Raw genomic sequence first — 14759 nt, forward strand, 5'->3', positions numbered from 1 at the left:
GATGACCGTCTATTTCACCTCCGACACCCATTTCGGCCATGGCGGCGCCCGCGGGCGCTTCCGCCGCCCTTTCGACTCCACGGCCGAGATGGACGCGGCGATGGAGGCCAACTGGAACGCCACCGTCGGTCCCGGCGACGAGGTCTGGCATCTCGGCGACTTCGCCCTGCACATGCGGCCGGACGCCATGGCGGACCTGCTCGGCCGGTTGAACGGCACCAAGCATCTGATCGCCGGCAACAACGACGGCGCGGCCACGCTTGCGCTGCCGGGCTGGGCCAGCGTGCGGCATTACGCCGAACTGACGCTGGACGGCATCGATCTGGTGATGTGCCATTACGCCTTCCGCACCTGGAACGGCATGCACCGCAAGGCGCTGAACCTGCACGGCCACAGCCACGGCCAGTTGAAGCCGCAGCCCCGGCAGATCGATGTCGGCGTCGACGTGTGGAATTTCCGCCCCGTCACCCTGGCCGAACTGACGGTCCCGCGTCCGCGGCGCAGGAAGGCACCCGAAGGCGAAGCGCTGTTCTGATCACGCCGCCCTGACTACGCGGTCTGCCGCAGCCGCTCCGTCAGCAGGCCGCAGGCGGCGTCCGCCGGCACCGGACGGCCGGTCAGCCAGCCCTGCACCTGGGTGCAGTTGTGGTGGCGCAGGAAATTGGCCTGCTCGGTCTTCTCCACCCCTTCGGCCACCACATGCAGGCCGAGCATGTCGGCCATGGCGATGATCGTGGACACGATGCCGGCGTCCTCGCGCTCGTTCGGCACGCCGTTGATGAAGGAGCGGTCGATCTTCAGCGTGGTGATCGGCAGCCGCTTCAGATAGCTCAAGCTGGAATGGCCGGTGCCGAAATCGTCCACCGCCACCCGGATGCCCATCGCCTTCAGCGCCGCCAGCACGCCCAGCGCATGGTCGAGATCCTGCATCACGGCGCCCTCGGTGATCTCCAGTTCGATCAGGCCGGGTGGCAGGCCATGGCGGTCGATGATGCGCTGGAAATCATCGGCGCTGCGGTTGCGCAGATGCTTGGGCGAGATGTTGACGGCGACCGGGACCGGCTCCATCCCCGCATCCAGCCACTCGCGCATCTGCCGGCAGGCCTCGTCCAGCACCCAGTCGCCGAGCGGGACGATGAAGCCGGTCTCCTCCGCCACGGGAATGAATTCGCCGGGCGGGATCATCATTCCCCGCTCTTGCCCCTGCCCCGGCTTTTCCCAGCGCAGCAGCGCCTCGAAGCCCTCCAGCGAGAAGTCGATCAGCGACACCTTGGGCTGGTAGTGCAGGCGGAACTGCTTCAGCGCCAGCGCCGCGCGCAGGTCGCCGTCCAGCGCCAGCTGGCGCCGCGCCTGTTCGGCCAGTTCGGGGCGGAAGAAGGCATAGCGGCGCCCACCCATCCGCTTGGCGGCATAGAGCGCCGTTTCGGCGGCGCGCAGCAACGCCTGCGGGTCCATGATGTCGCCGGTCGCGTCCCAGCCCGCCGCACCCGCCAGATTGTCGGGGTAGACGGCGATGCCCACCGCCGGGCGGACATAATGTTCGCAGCCCGGCAGGGTGACCGGAGCGTCGAAGGAGTCGAGGATGCGTTCGGCGATGGCCGCAGCCTCCTGGGCACCGCCGATCTCCTCGATGATCACGGCGAAATCGTCGGTGCCGATACGGCCGACCGGATCGTCCGGGCGGACGGCGGCGGCGACCCGCCGGGCCACCTCCTGCAGCAGCGCATCGCCGGCCTGATGGCCCAGCGTGTCGGTGATCAGCTTGAAGCGCGACAGGTCCAGGCACAGCACGGCGAAGGGGCGGCGGTCGCGATGGCTGCGCTCCACCGCCGTCTCCAGCAGCGATTCGATCATCGCCCGGTTGGGCAGCCCGGTCAGCCGGTCGCGGGTGGCCAGCCGCATCAGCTCGCGCTCATGCCGCAGCCGGTCGGTCACGTCGGCAAGCGCGCAGACGAAACCGCGCCGCCCCCGCACCACCAGCGGCGAGACGCTGAGCGAGGCATCGATGCGGCCGCCGCCTCCAGGCCGTTCGATCCCCAGCGCCTGCTCCCGCACCGGCGCCGCCGTCTCCGCATCGCCGATTGCGGTGACGGCCATATCGGCGAGCAGCGAATCGATCCGGGCGCGGTCGGGGGCGGCGAACAGGCTCGACAGCGGACGCCCGCGCAGCTCATCGGCAGGAACGCCGAGCAGGGCGACGGCGGCGGGGTTGTGCTCCTCGATCCGGCCGCGGGAGTCGACCAGCAGGATCGCCTCGCTGACATTGTTCATGATGCCGGCCAGCCGCTCGTCCCGTTCGATCAGGGCGATGGCGGCACGGCGGAAGAACTCCATGGCGCGGGCCATCGCGCCGAATTCGTCGCGCCGCTCGCAGCCGGGGATGTCGATGTCGGTCCGCCCCTCCGTCAGCAGGCGCATGCGGTCGGACAGCATTTCCAGCGGGCCGACGACATGCTGCGACAGGAACAGCGATCCGGGCCAGCTCAGCACCAGCAATACCGCCAGGAACAGCAGGAAACCCGACGCCTCCACCAGGAAGGCCCGGTCGAGATCGCCGACGTCGCCGGCGGCGGCGATGGCCCAGCCCCAGGGTTCGAACCGGCCTTCGGCGGTCACGGAGCGATCCATCGGCGGCCAGCCGGCCGGGACGATGCCGTCCGTGAAGATCGTGACATGGAAAGGCTTGGCCGCCAGCGCCCGCAAGGCCGTCTGCGCCCGCCCGCGCGCCTCCTCGGCCGACATGGCGCCCGACGCCGCCGACCGGTCCAGATCGCGCAGAAGCCCGCCCGCCGAATCCACCAGCGCGGCCGCGACCTGTCCACGTTCGGCGATCATGCCCTGGCGCAGCAGGTAAAGCGCCGGGATCGCCGCCATCAGGCAGCCGATCAGGCCGATCCAGGTCAGCCAGCGAATCTTGCGGCGCAGCGTCATCGTGCCTGGCGTCGCTCTCTTGTCCGTTAGGTTAACGGACGGTTAGTCATTTGTGGAAAGTGGCGACTTCATTTCAATCGCGCAATGTAATTTTTTCTTCGCATGCGCAACAGACAGCTGTCCAACCGATACGAAGGTTTCAGGCTGCGACGCTTTGCCCCATAGGCAGCATTATTACCGATCATGGGCAGCGATGTTTCAAGCGGACTTGCCCGGCCATCCCCTTCCGCGCAGGCGGAAAAGACGGCCGGGCAATAGGCAATCGGCGTTGATGGTCAGAGCCTTACCGGTCCGATCCCCGGCTCATCCCTGGCTGGGATAGAGCCGCTGGAAGCCTTCGGTGACGCGGGCAATCAGCGCCGGGTCGCGGTCGCGCCAATAGCGGGGATCGCGCATCAGGGTGCGCAGTTCCGCCTCGCCATCCCCGCCGCCGGAGCGGGGTCCCGCCATCGACAGGGCGGACGGCTCGCTGCCGGTCATCATCGAATAGAGCGCCATGACACCTTCGTAGGAGGTCGCCAGTCCTTGGACCGCGGCCGGCGGCAGGGTCTTGCCGGCCCAGGCCAGCAGCTGCCGCGACACCTCGCGCCAGCGCTCCTCGCCGCCGAAACGGGCGACCAGCCGTTCGACCTCGCGTTCCGCCTGGAACTCGGCGGCGACGGTCTGGATCAGCGGAACCATCCGCTCGGCGGCGAGGTCGTACAGAAGCTGGGCCTGCGCCGGAGTGTAGCCGGCCTCGAACAGGCGGCCGCTGATCTCAGGGTCCGGCTGGAACAGGCCGTGGTCGCAGGCGATGCAATAGCCCTCCGCCGACTCCGGCGCCCCCAGCAGGCGACGAAGCTGCGCCGGATCAATGCTGGCCGGATCGAAGGAAGCGGGGTCGGGAGGCACCACAGCCGACCCGGCCGGCTGCGGTTGGGATTGGGAAAGCCGGCGCTCCAGCTCCAGATAGGACTTCAGCAGGGCCTCGACGCGCAGCGCGCCGGTCTTGGGATCGCGGAACTTCTCGGGGATCGGCAGCGGCGGGACCGCGTCAGCGGCGGGCGCGGCGGACTCGGTCAGCAGAGTGTCGGCCATCATCAACTCCTGCAGGATGGGGAAGAGGGAAAGGACATGCCGCCGGTCAGCCCGCCCGCCCGCGCGCGATCAGCGCGAGGATGGTGGCGACCAGCTGGCGCTGTCCCTCGAGGTGGCGCAAAGCCGCCTCCGGCGCGTCGGCGCCCAGCGCGCGGTCGAGCGTCATCGCCCGCAGCACCGCCAGCACCCGCGCGCCGTCGCTCCCGGCGAAGCAGCGGGCAAAGCTGGGCGCCGGATCGGAGTCGGGCGCCGCGCCGGGGTTCGGACCGGTCAGGGGCGGCGCCTCCAGCCAGTCCCAACCGGCCCGTTCGATCACTGGCGGCTCAGCCATTGGGCAGCTCGGCATTGGACCCCGCGCCATTCGAAACCGCGGCATCGGGTGCCGCCGCGGGCTCCATCCGCATCAGCTTGGCCGGCACGCCGAAGGCCTCGCCCAGCCAGCGGGCGGTCGCCGCCGCGTCCACCGCGGTCTCGGCCTCCCGCCCCAGCGCCTTGACGCTGTCCAGCCAGCGCAAGGCGGCCTGGACGTCGCGCTGCGCCTGCGCCTGGGCAAGCGGGGAGCGGTGCTGCAACTCCACCAGACGACCGTCCACGGTGATGTCGGGGATCTCGCCGCGCCGGCGCAGGATCGCCACCGCCCGCAGCAGGAGCGGCGTCATCAGCTCCGCCTGCAGCCGGCCATAAGTGGCGCCGAGCAGCCGGGCCATCTCCACCGAGCGTTCCAGCACCTCGGTCGCGGTCATGCGTGCCGATTCCACCGGCCCCAGCCGGTCGACCAGCAGCGCGTGGCGGATGCGCCCGCGCAGGTCGTCCAGCACCAGCTGCGACACGTCGAACCGGCCGGGATTGGCCAGCGGCGTCAGCCCGGCCGACCCCACCGCCTTCGGGATGATGGTGCCGGGCACCAGCCGGATGGTGGCGGGATTCAGCACCCCGTCATCCTCCGCCTGCCAGATGCCGGTGACGGCGATGGAGGCGTTCTTCAGCACCAGTTCCACCACCTTGTTGGCGGTCTTGATGTCGGGCAGCGCCTTCATCACCGGCGACCGGCCATAGGTTTCCCCCGGCGCCTTCAGCCAGCGGAAATTGACGAAGGGCGATTGGGCGAAGCGCCCCTGCGCCAGCCAGGACGGCTCCGCCAGCCCGCTGTCCAGCACCACCCCCCAGCGATAGGCCGTGCCGTCGGGCAGAACCGCCTCGACCAGGGGGAAGCGGCTGTCGGGTTCGTCGGCCGCCTGCTTGCGCAGCTCGTCGGGCAGGTCTGCGCCGGGAAAGCGCTGGAGGATTTGGGCCAGCGTCGCCTCGCTGCGCCGGAAGGTGGCGTCGAGCCGGCCGTCCGGCCCCTCTTCCAGCACCGCTTCGGCCAGCGGCACGGCGGTGAAGCGCAGGCTGGACGGCGCGCCCGGTGCCGCCTCCTCCATCAAGAGGCTGGCGGTGCCGACGGTGACGAGGTCGAGGAAGGCCTGATGCACCTCCACCGCGAAGTTGGAGCGGTCGAAATGCGCCTGGACGATCCCGGCGGCACGGTCGAGCAGGGGGGCGATGCGGTCGCGCTCCGCCCCCACCAGCGCCGGACCGGGCTGGAAGCCGAACCAGCGCGACCAGGGCGGCGTCAGCTCCGACAGCAGGCTTGCGGCCAGCTGTTCCACCGCATCGGGGGCGGTGCCGTCGAACAGCCGGTCGACGCGCCGCTCGCCCGGCGTTCCGCCGCCGCGGAAGGGCCGGCCGTTGGGCAGCGCATGGTCGTAGCAGTCCTGCCAGTGGCTTTCCCATACGGCCCGGCGTTCGCGGGCGACGCGGTAGCGCTCCAGCAGGGCCTCCGGCTCCGACAGGTCCTTCGTCCGACTTGCGGCGGGTTTCACGGCTGCGGATGCGGGCATTCGCGGGTTCCTCCGGTCAGGTGGCGATGCAGTTGCCAAGGGGTCAGCACCCGGCGGGCGCGCAGTCCGATCAGGCGCTTGACCGCCTCCACGCAGGTGAAGGGTCCCCAAGGGGCCGGGCCGTCGGGGCGGCGGAGAGGAGCGCAATCCACCGTCATCCCCTGTGCGCGGTACCAGCCGGGCAGGTCGAAGTCGGCCGGCAGGTCCAGCACCGCCACGTCGGTGAAGCCCGCCAGCGGATCGACCGCCACCCAGCGCCGCCCGTCGTTCAGCAGGGCCAGGCAATGGCGGAAACCCGGCTTCAGCAGCCGCAGCCACCACAGCGGCGCCTCTCCCCGGTACACCACCCAAGCGGTTGGGGCGGCTGTCATCGTGCGATCCCTTTTTCGCGCAGAACCGGGGTGATGACGCCGAAGGCCTCCTGCCAAAGGGAATGGGCGCGCTGTTCGCGGAAGCGGTCGGGCTCCGGCGCACTCTGGCGGCGGCCGTAATGGACCAGCACATGCAGATGGTCGCGCAGCAGCTTGCGCGTCCGGTAGAGCCGATCGACCACGCGCAGCACGTCCTGCGGCTCGCAGGGCCGCTCGACCAGCCCGCGCCCGGCGACGACCCGCGCGCCGGCCGCCTTGGCATCCTGCGCCTGCACCGCCCAGAACCACGCCTCCTCCGCCCCGGCGAAAGGCTCGCCATCGGCGCGGTAAGGCTCCGGACTCAGGGGAACGGCGCGGGACATGCGGGCGGCGGGCAAAGCGGGGGCGGCCGGACTCAGCATGCTGGTCTCCTTGCGGCTTCGGAATTTTGAAAGAGAGCGGCGCCGGGCCAGGATTGCGGCCGCACCGTCTGTTTGCGTTATGTTCCGGCCAACGCGCACGGTCAACAGATTTATGAAAAAGTTCCTAGGGACGCTGTCGCCGGTTTATGAGATTATCGTCCCATGCTGAAACATACGGACATCTGGCGGGCCATCGACCGCCTCGCGGCACAGCACGGGCTCTCCGCCTCCGGGCTGGCACGGCGCGCCGGACTGGACCCGACGACCTTCAACAAGAGCAAGCGCACGACCAGCGACGGCAAGCTGCGCTGGCCGTCGACGGAAAGCATCTCCAAGGTGCTGGACGCCACCAGCGCGTCCCTGTCGGAATTCGTGTCGCTGGTCGGCGACGGCGCCGGCACCACGCCGCTGCAGCGGGTTCCGGTGATCGGCTATGCCCAGGCCGGATCGGCCGGCTATTTCGACGACGCTGGCTTCCCCGCAGGCAGCGGCTGGGACGAATTGCTGTTCCCCAGTCTGGGCGACCCCCACGCCTATGCGCTGGAGATTTCCGGCGACAGCATGGAGCCGGTCTATCGCGACGGCGACACCATCATCGTGTCCCCCGCGGCCCAGATCCGCCGCAACGACCGCGTCGTCGTCCGCACCAAGGGCGGCGAGGTGATGGCCAAGCAGTTGATCCGCGAGACGGCGACCAAGATCGAACTGCTGTCGATCAACCGCGCCCACCCCGACCGCAGCATCCCGATGTCGGATGTCGCCTGGATGGCGCGGATCATCTGGGCGAGCCAGTGAGGGTGCGGGGATAAACCTCGCTTTTGTCGACGTTAGCCCCCCACCTAACCTCCCCCGCTGGGCGGGGGAGGGACTGCCGCCGCTCCCCGAACAAGCGCTTGTCCCCTCCCCCGCCCAGCGGGGGAGGGTTAGGGAGGGGGCAAGAGACCCGTGGGGGCAAACACCTCCCCGCCCGGCCCACGATCCTAGGAAAATTTTCCTTTACCGCCCAGCCGGCAGGCGCTACCGTCCATTCCATGGACCGCGCCGCCCGCTTGGACAGCCTTCACCGCACCCATGACGCCAGACCGCCGACGCCCGAGTTGCGCTCTGCCCTGCTCGGGGGCGCCGCCCGCGCCAACGCCGTCAAACGCGCCGCAACGCTCCGCCTGCACACGGATCTCGCGGCAGAGGCGCGCCTCGCCACCGCGCGGCGCCGCGGCAGCCTGACCGCCGCGGCATGCCGGACCGACGCGTGGCTGAGCCGCCTGGCCGCCACGCTGGCCCATCACCGCCGGGCGGCGGTGGCTCTGCTCGATCAGCGGAACGCGTATTCCCAGTAAAGCGCCCGCGCCCGCTGGAAAATCGGGCCGGCCGCGAAGCTGCGGTCTTCGACCTTGATGACCGGCACGCATTTGGCGTGGTTGCCGGTGGAAAAGACCTCGTCGGCCTCCAGCACATCCCGAGGGGTCAGGGTGCATTCCTCCACCGTCACGCCGTCATTGCGCAGCAGGGCGATGACGCGCTGGCGGGTGATGCCGTTCAGGAAGCAGCCGTTCGGCACCGGGGTGCGCACCACGCCGTCCTTGGCGATGAAGATGTTGGACGTCGCGAACTCCGCCACATTGCCGATTGCGTCCAGCATGATCGCGTTCTGGAAGCCGCGCTTGCGCGCCTCGGTCAGCGCCAGCCCGGCGTTGGGATAGAGGCAGGCGGCCTTGGCCTCGGTCGGGGCCATGGTCGGGATCGGCCGGCGGCGGGTGGAGATGCAGGCCGCGAAGCCGGTCGGCTGCGGCAGCGGGTCCTCGTAGATCGACAGGACGAAGCGCGTGCTCTCCGGCGCCGGGGCGACGAAGCCGTCATCGGCGTAGAACATCGGACGGATGTACAGCTCCGCGTCCTTGGGAAAGCGGCGGATGCCGTCCCAACACAGCTCCTCGATCTCGCCGGCGGTGACCATCGGCTCCAGGCCCAGCACCTGGGCCGAACGGATGGCGCGGGCGCAGTGGAGGTCCAGGTCGGGGGCCACGCCCTGGAAGGCGCGCGCGCCGTCGAAGACCGTCGAAGAGAGCCACAGCGTGTGGGAGAGCGGTCCGACGATCGGCGGATTGCCCTCCACCCATTCGCCCTGGATCCAGCTCCACGCCTGGCCTGCCATGCCGCCCATGATTGGTCCTTCCCTAGGATAGAAATGTGTTCGCCCGCTGGGCGACGCCGGTTCGCGCCGCCCATTGGTGGTTCGTCGTCGTTGGTGATCTCCCGAAGAGCATACCCCCTCGCCGCCGCCGGTCAACCGGTCCGCACGCAATTGTCCCGTGCGACGGAGCGGATTGCGGATTCGACCGTTGATAGGGGGGAGCATCTGACCGCAAGTCAGCCAACAGACGGGATTCACGCCATGCCGACCATCGAACCCGGCCTCAGCGCCGCCCCGCCCAATCCGCAGCCCCGCCCGCACGAGGATGTCCCGGTCGTCGACCTGCCGGTCACCGACAACCCCGACCTGCCCAACCCGGGCGGCCCCGGCACCACCGACAGCCCGGCCCCCGGCAACGACCTTCCACCGTCGCGCCCGATCAACCCCGACTTCCTCTGACGCCCAAAAACGAAAAAGGCGCCCCCGGAGGGGCGCCTTTCCGATGTCGCAAGCCTCGTGTCCGCAATCAGCGGCGCACGACCATCAGCTTCTTGATCTCGGCGATGGCCTTGGCGGGGTTCAGACCCTTCGGGCACGCCTTGGTGCAGTTCATGATGGTGTGGCAGCGATAGAGGCGGAACGGGTCCTCGAGGTTGTCGAGGCGCTCGCCCGTCATCTCGTCGCGGCTGTCGACGATCCAGCGATAGGCCTGGAGCAGGATCGATGGGCCGAGGTAACGGTCGCCGTTCCACCAATAGCTGGGGCAGGAGGTCGAGCAGCAGAAGCACAGGATGCACTCGTAGAGGCCGTCCAGCTTGGCGCGGTCCTCCGGCGACTGCAGCCGCTCGCGGCTCGGGGCCGGCGACTGCGACTGCAGCCACGGCTTGATCGAGGCGAGCTGGGCGTAGATGTGCTTCAGGTCGGGGACAAGATCCTTCACCACCGGCATGTGCGGCAGCGGGTAGATCTTGACGTCGCCCGGAACCTCGTCGATCGCCTTCAGGCAGGCCAGCGTGTTCGTGCCGTCGATGTTCATCGCGCACGACCCGCAGATGCCCTCGCGGCAGGACCGGCGGAAGGTCAGCGTGCTGTCGACCTGGTTCTTGATGTAGATGATCGCATCCAGGATCATCGGCCCGAACTTGTCGAGGTCGACCACATAGGTGTCGACGCGCGGGTTCTGGCCGTCGTCCGGGTTCCAGCGGTAGATCTTGAAGCTCTTGGCCCGCTTGGCGCCGTTCGCGACGTTGACGGTCTTGCCGACGCCGACCTTGGAGTTGGCTGGCAGGTTGAATTCAACCATGGCTGATTTCCTTTATCCGGCGGGCCTTAGTACACGCGGGCCTTGGGCGGGAAGACCTCGACCTCATCGGTCAGGGTGTACATGTGGACCGGGCGGTAATCGATCTTCGTCTCGCCGTTGTCCGCGACCCAGATGACGGTGTGCTTCATCCAGCCTTCGTCGTCGCGATTCGGGTAGTCTTCACGCGCATGCGCGCCGCGGCTTTCCGGACGGTTCTGGGCGGAGTGCAGGGTGGCGACCGCCTGGCCCAGCAGGTTGTCCAGTTCCAGCGCCTCGACCAGATCGGAGTTCCAGACCAGCGAGCGGTCGGAGATGGCGATCTCGCCCTTCTTGGCATAGACCGCGTCGATCTTCTTGACGCCCTCGTCCAGGACCTCGCCGGTGCGGAAGACGGCGCAGTTGTTCTGCATCGTCCGCTGCATGTCCAGCCGCAGGTCGGCCGACTTGATCGAGCCCTTGGCGTTGCGGATGCGGTCGAACCGCTCCAGCGCCTTGTCGCAAGCATCCGGCTTGACCGACGGGGCCTTGCCCGGCTGGACGATCTCGGCGGCGCGGATGGCGGCCGCACGGCCGAACACCACCAGATCGAGCAGCGAGTTGGAGCCCAGGCGGTTGGCGCCGTGGACCGACACGCAGGCCGCCTCGCCGATCGCCATCAGGCCCGGCACCACCTGGTCCGGGTTTTCCGCGGTCGGCGACAGGACCTCGCAGTGAACGTTGGTCGGGATGCCGCCCATGTTGTAGTGGACGGTCGGCAGAACCGGGATCGGCTCCTTGGTCACGTCCACGCCAGCGAAGATCTTGGCCGTCTCGGCGATGCCGGGCAGGCGCTGGTGGATGATCTCCGGCGGCAGGTGCTCCAGGTGCAGGTGGATGTGGTCCTTGTGCTCACCCACGCCGCGGCCTTCGCGGATCTCGATGGTCATCGAGCGGGAGACGACGTCGCGAGACGCCAGATCCTTGGCCGACGGGGCATAGCGCTCCATGAAGCGCTCGCCGTTGGAGTTGGTCAGGTATCCGCCCTCGCCGCGCACGCCCTCGGTGATGAGGCAGCCGGAGCCGTAGATGCCGGTCGGGTGGAACTGCACGAACTCCATGTCCTGCAGCGGCAGGCCGGCGCGCAGGATCATGCCGCCGCCGTCACCGGTGCAGGTGTGGGCCGAGGTCGCCGAGAAATAGGCGCGGCCGTAGCCGCCGGTCGCCAGCACCACCAGCTGGCCGCGGAAGCGGTGCAGCGTGCCGTCGTCCAGGTTCCAGGCCAGCACGCCCTTGCAGACGCCGTCCTCCATGATGAGGTCGAGCGCGAAGTATTCGACGAAGAACTCCGCCTCGTGCTTCAGCGACTGCTGGTAGAGGGTGTGCAGGATGGCGTGGCCGGTGCGGTCGGCGGCGGCGCAGGTCCGGTAGGCCTGGGTCTTGCCGTACTGCGCGGTCATGCCGCCGAAGGCGCGCTGGTAGATCTTGCCTTCGGGCGTGCGGCTGAACGGAACGCCGTAATGCTCCAGCTCGATGATCGCCGGAATGGCCTCGCGGCACATGTACTCGATGGCGTCCTGGTCGCCCAGCCAGTCCGACCCCTTCACGGTGTCGTACATGTGGTAGCGCCAGTCGTCCTCGCCCATGTTGCCGAGCGCGGCGGAGATGCCGCCCTGCGCCGCCACGGTGTGGCTGCGGGTCGGGAACACCTTGGTGATGCAGGCGGTCTTCAGCCCCTTTTCGGCCATGCCGAAGGTGGCGCGCAGACCGGCGCCGCCGGCGCCGACGACGACGACGTCATAGGTGTGGTCGATGATGTTGTAGGCGGTCGCCATGGTCGTCAGGCTCCGATGAAGATCTTCACGACGGCCAGCACGCAGGCGGCCGCCAGGGCGAAGGACAGGAACTTGACGCCGATGATCAGCGCCATCTTCTGCCATTCGACATGCACGTAGTCCTCGATGACCACCTGCAGCCCGGATTGGGCATGGTGGAAGGTGACCACGGCGGTGAGGACCATCATGACGGCCGAGAAGGGCGACTTCATCCAGGCGATGAAGGCGGCGTGATCGGCACCCAGATGGCCGATGACCCCGAAGACGAACCACACGGTCAGCGGGACCAGGGCGATCGAGGTCAGGCGCTGCGACCACCAGTGTTCGGTGCCATGCTTGGCGGAACCCAGGCCGCGCGCGACCTGCAGCGGCGAGCGGAGGGTCTTGCTATTGGACGCCATGTCTTATCTCCTCACCACACGGCCAGGCCGACGATCCAGGTCAGCACGGTCAGCACTGCCGTCGCGCCGAGGACGACCTTGTTGTTGCGGTCGGCATCGGTCAGCTCGATCGCCTTGCCGGCGTCCCAGACCAGATGACGGATGCCGTTGCACAGGTGGTAGTACAGCGCCGCCGACCAGCCGAACATCAGAAGCAGGCCGAAGAAGGAGCCGATGAAGCCCTGCGCACGCGCGAACGCCGCCGGACCGGCGGCGGCGGCGACCAGCCACCAGACCAGCAGAAGCGTGCCCACAGCCAGCCCCACGCCCGTGATGCGGTGCGTGATGGACATGACTGCGGTCAACGGGAGTTTGTAGACTTGAAGGTGCGGGGAGAGCGGCCGACCGCTGCCGTTTGCCATTGCGTCGTCCTCTGTTCGCGGCCGGGCGCGGCGCAACATGACGATTGCCGCGGCGGCTGGGTGGTGCGTGCCCTTATTAAGACGGCTGTCCGTCCTATTGGTTGGCGCAATGAATTACGCTCCCGCAGCAGCCGAGTCAACGGCGGGGGGTGGCCGAAAGTGCTGGTGTGACGATTTTGGCGCAGCGCGGGAAGTGGCTGAAAAGAAACGGCCTTCGGGTCCTGTGGTAATACCAGCGAGTGGGGCCAGTCGGAGGCTGTCCAGCTTGAGCCGCCGCTACTTGTCGAAGCGGCGCACGTTCTCGACCATCATCGAGTACATCTGCGTAATCAGTTCCGCCGGACGAAGACGACCGAACGGAATGTTGTCCTTGGCCCATTCGACCAGCCCCGGCGGCGGCTTCACCGGCGCCACCTCATACCCCGCCTTTTTCAGCGCCGTGGTCACCGCGCGGGCCTGCTTGGCATAATCCTCGTTGAAGAAGGACTTGTCGGCGTCCTTGATCGCCTTGGCGATGATGTCCTCGATGGGGGCGGGCATGCCGATGCTGGGGCCGGGGCTGTTGGCGGAAGTGCCGACACCCTGTCACAGCACGGCGCCGTCCGCAATTCCCCGGCGTAACGGCGAACGGCGAGCGGCTTCTTGGAAAGCCTTGATACGAAGAAGAGATGGACGGCGATTGCCCGGATTTCAACGCCTGCCACATGGATGCCAGCCATTCCCCAAGTCACGGAGATTGACGATCCGAAAGCAAGAACAAGACCTTGAAATCCGGGTCAATCCTGCCCGGCGATACCGGTGCCTAACAATTCGCCTTCACGATGCCAGCGCCGCGTCCTTCTCCGCGATGACGGCGGCGATGGCGGCGCGTTCGGCGGCGGTCATGCGCAGGCTGGCGCTCTTCAGCTGGCCGCAGGCGGCCATGATGTCTTCGCCGCGCGGGGTGCGCACCGGGCTGGCGTAGCCGGCATTGTTGACGATGTCGCCGAAGACCTGGATCGCCCGCGAGGTCGACCGCTCGTAGGGCGCGCCCGGCCATTCGTTGAAGGGGATCAGGTTGATCTTGGCCGGGATGCCTTCCAGCAGCTTCACCAGCGCCCGCGCATCGGCCGGCGTGTCGTTCACGCCCTTCAGCATCACATATTCGAAGGTGATGCGCCGGGCGTTGGACAGGCCGGGATAGTTGCGGCAGGCCTCCATCAGGTCCCGCAGCGGGTATTTGCGGTTGATGGGCATGATGATGTTGCGCAGCTCGTCGGTCACTGCGTGCAGGCTGACCGCGAGGTTGACGTTCAGCTCCTCGCCGCAGCGCTCCATCATCGGCACGACGCCGGAGGTCGACAGCGTGATGCGCCGCTTGGAGATCGAAATGCCGTCGCCGTCCATCACGATCTTCAGCGCCTTGGCGACGTTGTCGTAATTGAACAGCGGTTCGCCCATGCCCATCATGACGATGTTGGACAGCATGCGCCCATCGGGCGGCGCCGGCCATTCGTTCAGCATGTCGCGGGCCAGCATCACCTGCGCCACGATCTCCGCCGAATCCAGGTTGCGCACCAGACGCTGCGTGCCCGTATGGCAGAAGCGGCAGGTCAGCGTGCAGCCGACCTGGGAAGAGACGCAGAGCGTGCCGCGATCCTCCTCCGGAATGTGGACGCTCTCCACCTCCTGCCCGTCGGGCATGCGCAGCAGCCACTTGCGGGTGCCGTCCGCAGATTTCAGGTCCTTCACCACCGTGGGCCGCGCCACGATGTAGGCGTCGGCCAGCTTTTCCCGCACCGGCTTGGCCAGCGTGGTCATCTCGGCGAAGTCGGTGGAGCCGCGGTGATAGATCCAGTGCCAGAGCTGGCGTGCCCGGAACTTCTCCAGGCCGACGGACAGCATCTCGGCTTCCAGCTCTTCGCGGGACAGGCCGACAAGGTTCTTGCGTCCGTCGGCATCGGTCGCCGGCAGAACGAAGGCGGAGGCATGATTTGAGGCGCTCATGGCCCCATTACATAGGGCCATGAGCGTTCGGAGTCAAAAGACTCGAGGGGAAAAAGACCAAGTAAA

Annotated in this window: 17 protein-coding genes; 4 read left to right on the forward strand and 13 right to left on the reverse strand. The window is 68.2% G+C overall.

The genetic code is table 11. The annotated features are described in order from the left end of the window. Position 1: 1 nt before the first annotated feature. On the forward strand, positions 2-535 hold the full coding sequence (locus ACWPKK_RS11480; protein WP_452003922.1) for a metallophosphoesterase family protein: 534 nt from the start codon (positions 2-4) through the stop codon (positions 533-535). 14 nt (positions 536-549) lie between these two features. Here ACWPKK_RS11480 and ACWPKK_RS11485 read toward each other — a convergent pair whose 3' ends face one another. The 6 genes from ACWPKK_RS11485 to ACWPKK_RS11510 form a co-directional block, all read right to left on the reverse strand. After that, positions 550-2931 (reverse strand): putative bifunctional diguanylate cyclase/phosphodiesterase, encoded by a 2382-nt coding sequence (locus ACWPKK_RS11485; protein WP_452003925.1) that lies wholly within the window; start codon positions 2929-2931, stop codon positions 550-552. A 303-nt stretch (positions 2932-3234) separates the two neighbouring features. Beyond that, the gene (locus ACWPKK_RS11490; protein ID WP_452003929.1) at positions 3235-4008 is read right to left on the reverse strand and encodes a capsid assembly protein; all 774 of its coding nucleotides are present in this window, start codon (positions 4006-4008) and stop codon (positions 3235-3237) included. 46 nt (positions 4009-4054) lie between these two features. Further along, on the reverse strand, positions 4055-4339 hold the full coding sequence (locus ACWPKK_RS11495) for a Bbp19 family protein (RefSeq protein ID WP_452003932.1): 285 nt from the start codon (positions 4337-4339) through the stop codon (positions 4055-4057). After that, positions 4332-5888, reverse strand: coding sequence for a portal protein (locus tag ACWPKK_RS11500; RefSeq protein WP_452003935.1), 1557 nt, complete (start codon positions 5886-5888; stop codon positions 4332-4334). The genes ACWPKK_RS11495 and ACWPKK_RS11500 overlap by 8 nt, the downstream gene beginning before the upstream one ends. Continuing rightward, positions 5867-6259 (reverse strand): hypothetical protein, encoded by a 393-nt coding sequence (locus ACWPKK_RS11505; RefSeq protein WP_452003937.1) that lies wholly within the window; start codon positions 6257-6259, stop codon positions 5867-5869. Before ACWPKK_RS11505 ends, ACWPKK_RS11500 begins: the two co-directional genes overlap by 22 nt. Then, complete coding sequence (locus ACWPKK_RS11510; RefSeq protein ID WP_452003940.1) at positions 6256-6660, reverse strand: hypothetical protein; 405 nt, start codon at positions 6658-6660, stop codon at positions 6256-6258. The genes ACWPKK_RS11505 and ACWPKK_RS11510 overlap by 4 nt, the downstream gene beginning before the upstream one ends. Before the next feature lie 162 nt (positions 6661-6822). Between ACWPKK_RS11510 and ACWPKK_RS11515 the strand changes: the two genes are divergently transcribed. Together ACWPKK_RS11515 and ACWPKK_RS11520 are read left to right on the forward strand one after the other, a co-directional pair. After that, positions 6823-7455 (forward strand): S24 family peptidase, encoded by a 633-nt coding sequence (locus ACWPKK_RS11515; protein ID WP_452003943.1) that lies wholly within the window; start codon positions 6823-6825, stop codon positions 7453-7455. 236 nt (positions 7456-7691) lie between these two features. Then, positions 7692-7997 carry a hypothetical protein gene (locus ACWPKK_RS11520; RefSeq protein ID WP_452003946.1) on the forward strand — a complete coding sequence of 102 codons (306 nt, stop codon included), beginning with the start codon at positions 7692-7694 and terminating at the stop codon, positions 7995-7997. Here the strand turns inward: ACWPKK_RS11520 and ACWPKK_RS11525 are convergent. Further along, positions 7973-8821: a branched-chain amino acid aminotransferase gene (locus tag ACWPKK_RS11525; RefSeq protein ID WP_452003949.1), complete on the reverse strand. Its 849-nt coding sequence runs from the start codon at positions 8819-8821 to the stop codon at positions 7973-7975. The two genes, ACWPKK_RS11520 and ACWPKK_RS11525, sit on opposite strands and share 25 nt — an antisense overlap. Positions 8822-9052: 231 nt before the next feature. Here ACWPKK_RS11525 and ACWPKK_RS11530 point away from each other — a divergent pair, with 231 nt between their 5' ends. Continuing rightward, a complete protein-coding gene (locus ACWPKK_RS11530; RefSeq protein ID WP_452003951.1) occupies positions 9053-9250 on the forward strand; it encodes a hypothetical protein in 198 nt (65 codons plus the stop codon). Positions 9251-9317: 67 nt separating this feature from the next. Here the strand turns inward: ACWPKK_RS11530 and ACWPKK_RS11535 are convergent, their stop codons facing one another. The 6 genes from ACWPKK_RS11535 to rlmN all read right to left on the reverse strand — a co-directional run bounded on the left by ACWPKK_RS11535 (position 9318) and on the right by rlmN (position 14693). Next, positions 9318-10094 carry a succinate dehydrogenase iron-sulfur subunit gene (locus ACWPKK_RS11535; protein WP_014248975.1) on the reverse strand — a complete coding sequence of 259 codons (777 nt, stop codon included), beginning with the start codon at positions 10092-10094 and terminating at the stop codon, positions 9318-9320. Between the two features lie 26 nt (positions 10095-10120). Further along, positions 10121-11905, reverse strand: a complete 1785-nt coding sequence (gene sdhA, locus ACWPKK_RS11540; protein WP_149223902.1) for a succinate dehydrogenase flavoprotein subunit — start codon at positions 11903-11905, stop codon at positions 10121-10123. Positions 11906-11910: 5 nt separating this feature from the next. After that, positions 11911-12306, reverse strand: a complete 396-nt coding sequence (sdhD, locus tag ACWPKK_RS11545) for a succinate dehydrogenase, hydrophobic membrane anchor protein (RefSeq protein WP_452003956.1) — start codon at positions 12304-12306, stop codon at positions 11911-11913. Between the two features lie 11 nt (positions 12307-12317). Beyond that, positions 12318-12707 (reverse strand): succinate dehydrogenase, cytochrome b556 subunit, encoded by a 390-nt coding sequence (sdhC, locus tag ACWPKK_RS11550; protein ID WP_452003959.1) that lies wholly within the window; start codon positions 12705-12707, stop codon positions 12318-12320. A 276-nt stretch (positions 12708-12983) separates the two neighbouring features. Beyond that, positions 12984-13247: a hypothetical protein gene (locus tag ACWPKK_RS11555; protein WP_452003961.1), complete on the reverse strand. Its 264-nt coding sequence runs from the start codon at positions 13245-13247 to the stop codon at positions 12984-12986. Positions 13248-13523: 276 nt separating this feature from the next. Beyond that, a complete protein-coding gene (rlmN, locus tag ACWPKK_RS11560; protein ID WP_452003964.1) occupies positions 13524-14693 on the reverse strand; it encodes a 23S rRNA (adenine(2503)-C(2))-methyltransferase RlmN in 1170 nt (389 codons plus the stop codon). Positions 14694-14759: the final 66 nt, after the last annotated feature.

Source organism: Azospirillum largimobile, assembly GCF_977007025.2.

Bases quoted from the DNA above. Each gene is read 5' to 3' on its own strand.
- ACWPKK_RS11480 (WP_452003922.1), top strand. From the start codon at position 2: ATGACCGTCTATTTCACCTCCGACACCCATTTCGGCCATGGCGGCGCC.
- ACWPKK_RS11485 (WP_452003925.1), bottom strand. From the start codon at position 2,931: ATGACGCTGCGCCGCAAGATTCGCTGGCTGACCTGGATCGGCCTGATC.
- ACWPKK_RS11490 (WP_452003929.1), bottom strand. From the start codon at position 4,008: ATGGCCGACACTCTGCTGACCGAGTCCGCCGCGCCCGCCGCTGACGCG.
- ACWPKK_RS11495 (WP_452003932.1), bottom strand. From the start codon at position 4,339: ATGGCTGAGCCGCCAGTGATCGAACGGGCCGGTTGGGACTGGCTGGAG.
- ACWPKK_RS11500 (WP_452003935.1), bottom strand. From the start codon at position 5,888: ATGCCCGCATCCGCAGCCGTGAAACCCGCCGCAAGTCGGACGAAGGAC.
- ACWPKK_RS11505 (WP_452003937.1), bottom strand. From the start codon at position 6,259: ATGACAGCCGCCCCAACCGCTTGGGTGGTGTACCGGGGAGAGGCGCCG.
- ACWPKK_RS11510 (WP_452003940.1), bottom strand. From the start codon at position 6,660: ATGCTGAGTCCGGCCGCCCCCGCTTTGCCCGCCGCCCGCATGTCCCGC.
- ACWPKK_RS11515 (WP_452003943.1), top strand. From the start codon at position 6,823: ATGCTGAAACATACGGACATCTGGCGGGCCATCGACCGCCTCGCGGCA.
- ACWPKK_RS11520 (WP_452003946.1), top strand. From the start codon at position 7,692: ATGGACCGCGCCGCCCGCTTGGACAGCCTTCACCGCACCCATGACGCC.
- ACWPKK_RS11525 (WP_452003949.1), bottom strand. From the start codon at position 8,821: ATGGGCGGCATGGCAGGCCAGGCGTGGAGCTGGATCCAGGGCGAATGG.
- ACWPKK_RS11530 (WP_452003951.1), top strand. From the start codon at position 9,053: ATGCCGACCATCGAACCCGGCCTCAGCGCCGCCCCGCCCAATCCGCAG.
- ACWPKK_RS11535 (WP_014248975.1), bottom strand. From the start codon at position 10,094: ATGGTTGAATTCAACCTGCCAGCCAACTCCAAGGTCGGCGTCGGCAAG.
- sdhA (WP_149223902.1), bottom strand. From the start codon at position 11,905: ATGGCGACCGCCTACAACATCATCGACCACACCTATGACGTCGTCGTC.
- sdhD (WP_452003956.1), bottom strand. From the start codon at position 12,306: ATGGCGTCCAATAGCAAGACCCTCCGCTCGCCGCTGCAGGTCGCGCGC.
- sdhC (WP_452003959.1), bottom strand. From the start codon at position 12,707: ATGGCAAACGGCAGCGGTCGGCCGCTCTCCCCGCACCTTCAAGTCTAC.
- ACWPKK_RS11555 (WP_452003961.1), bottom strand. From the start codon at position 13,247: ATGCCCGCCCCCATCGAGGACATCATCGCCAAGGCGATCAAGGACGCC.
- rlmN (WP_452003964.1), bottom strand. From the start codon at position 14,693: ATGAGCGCCTCAAATCATGCCTCCGCCTTCGTTCTGCCGGCGACCGAT.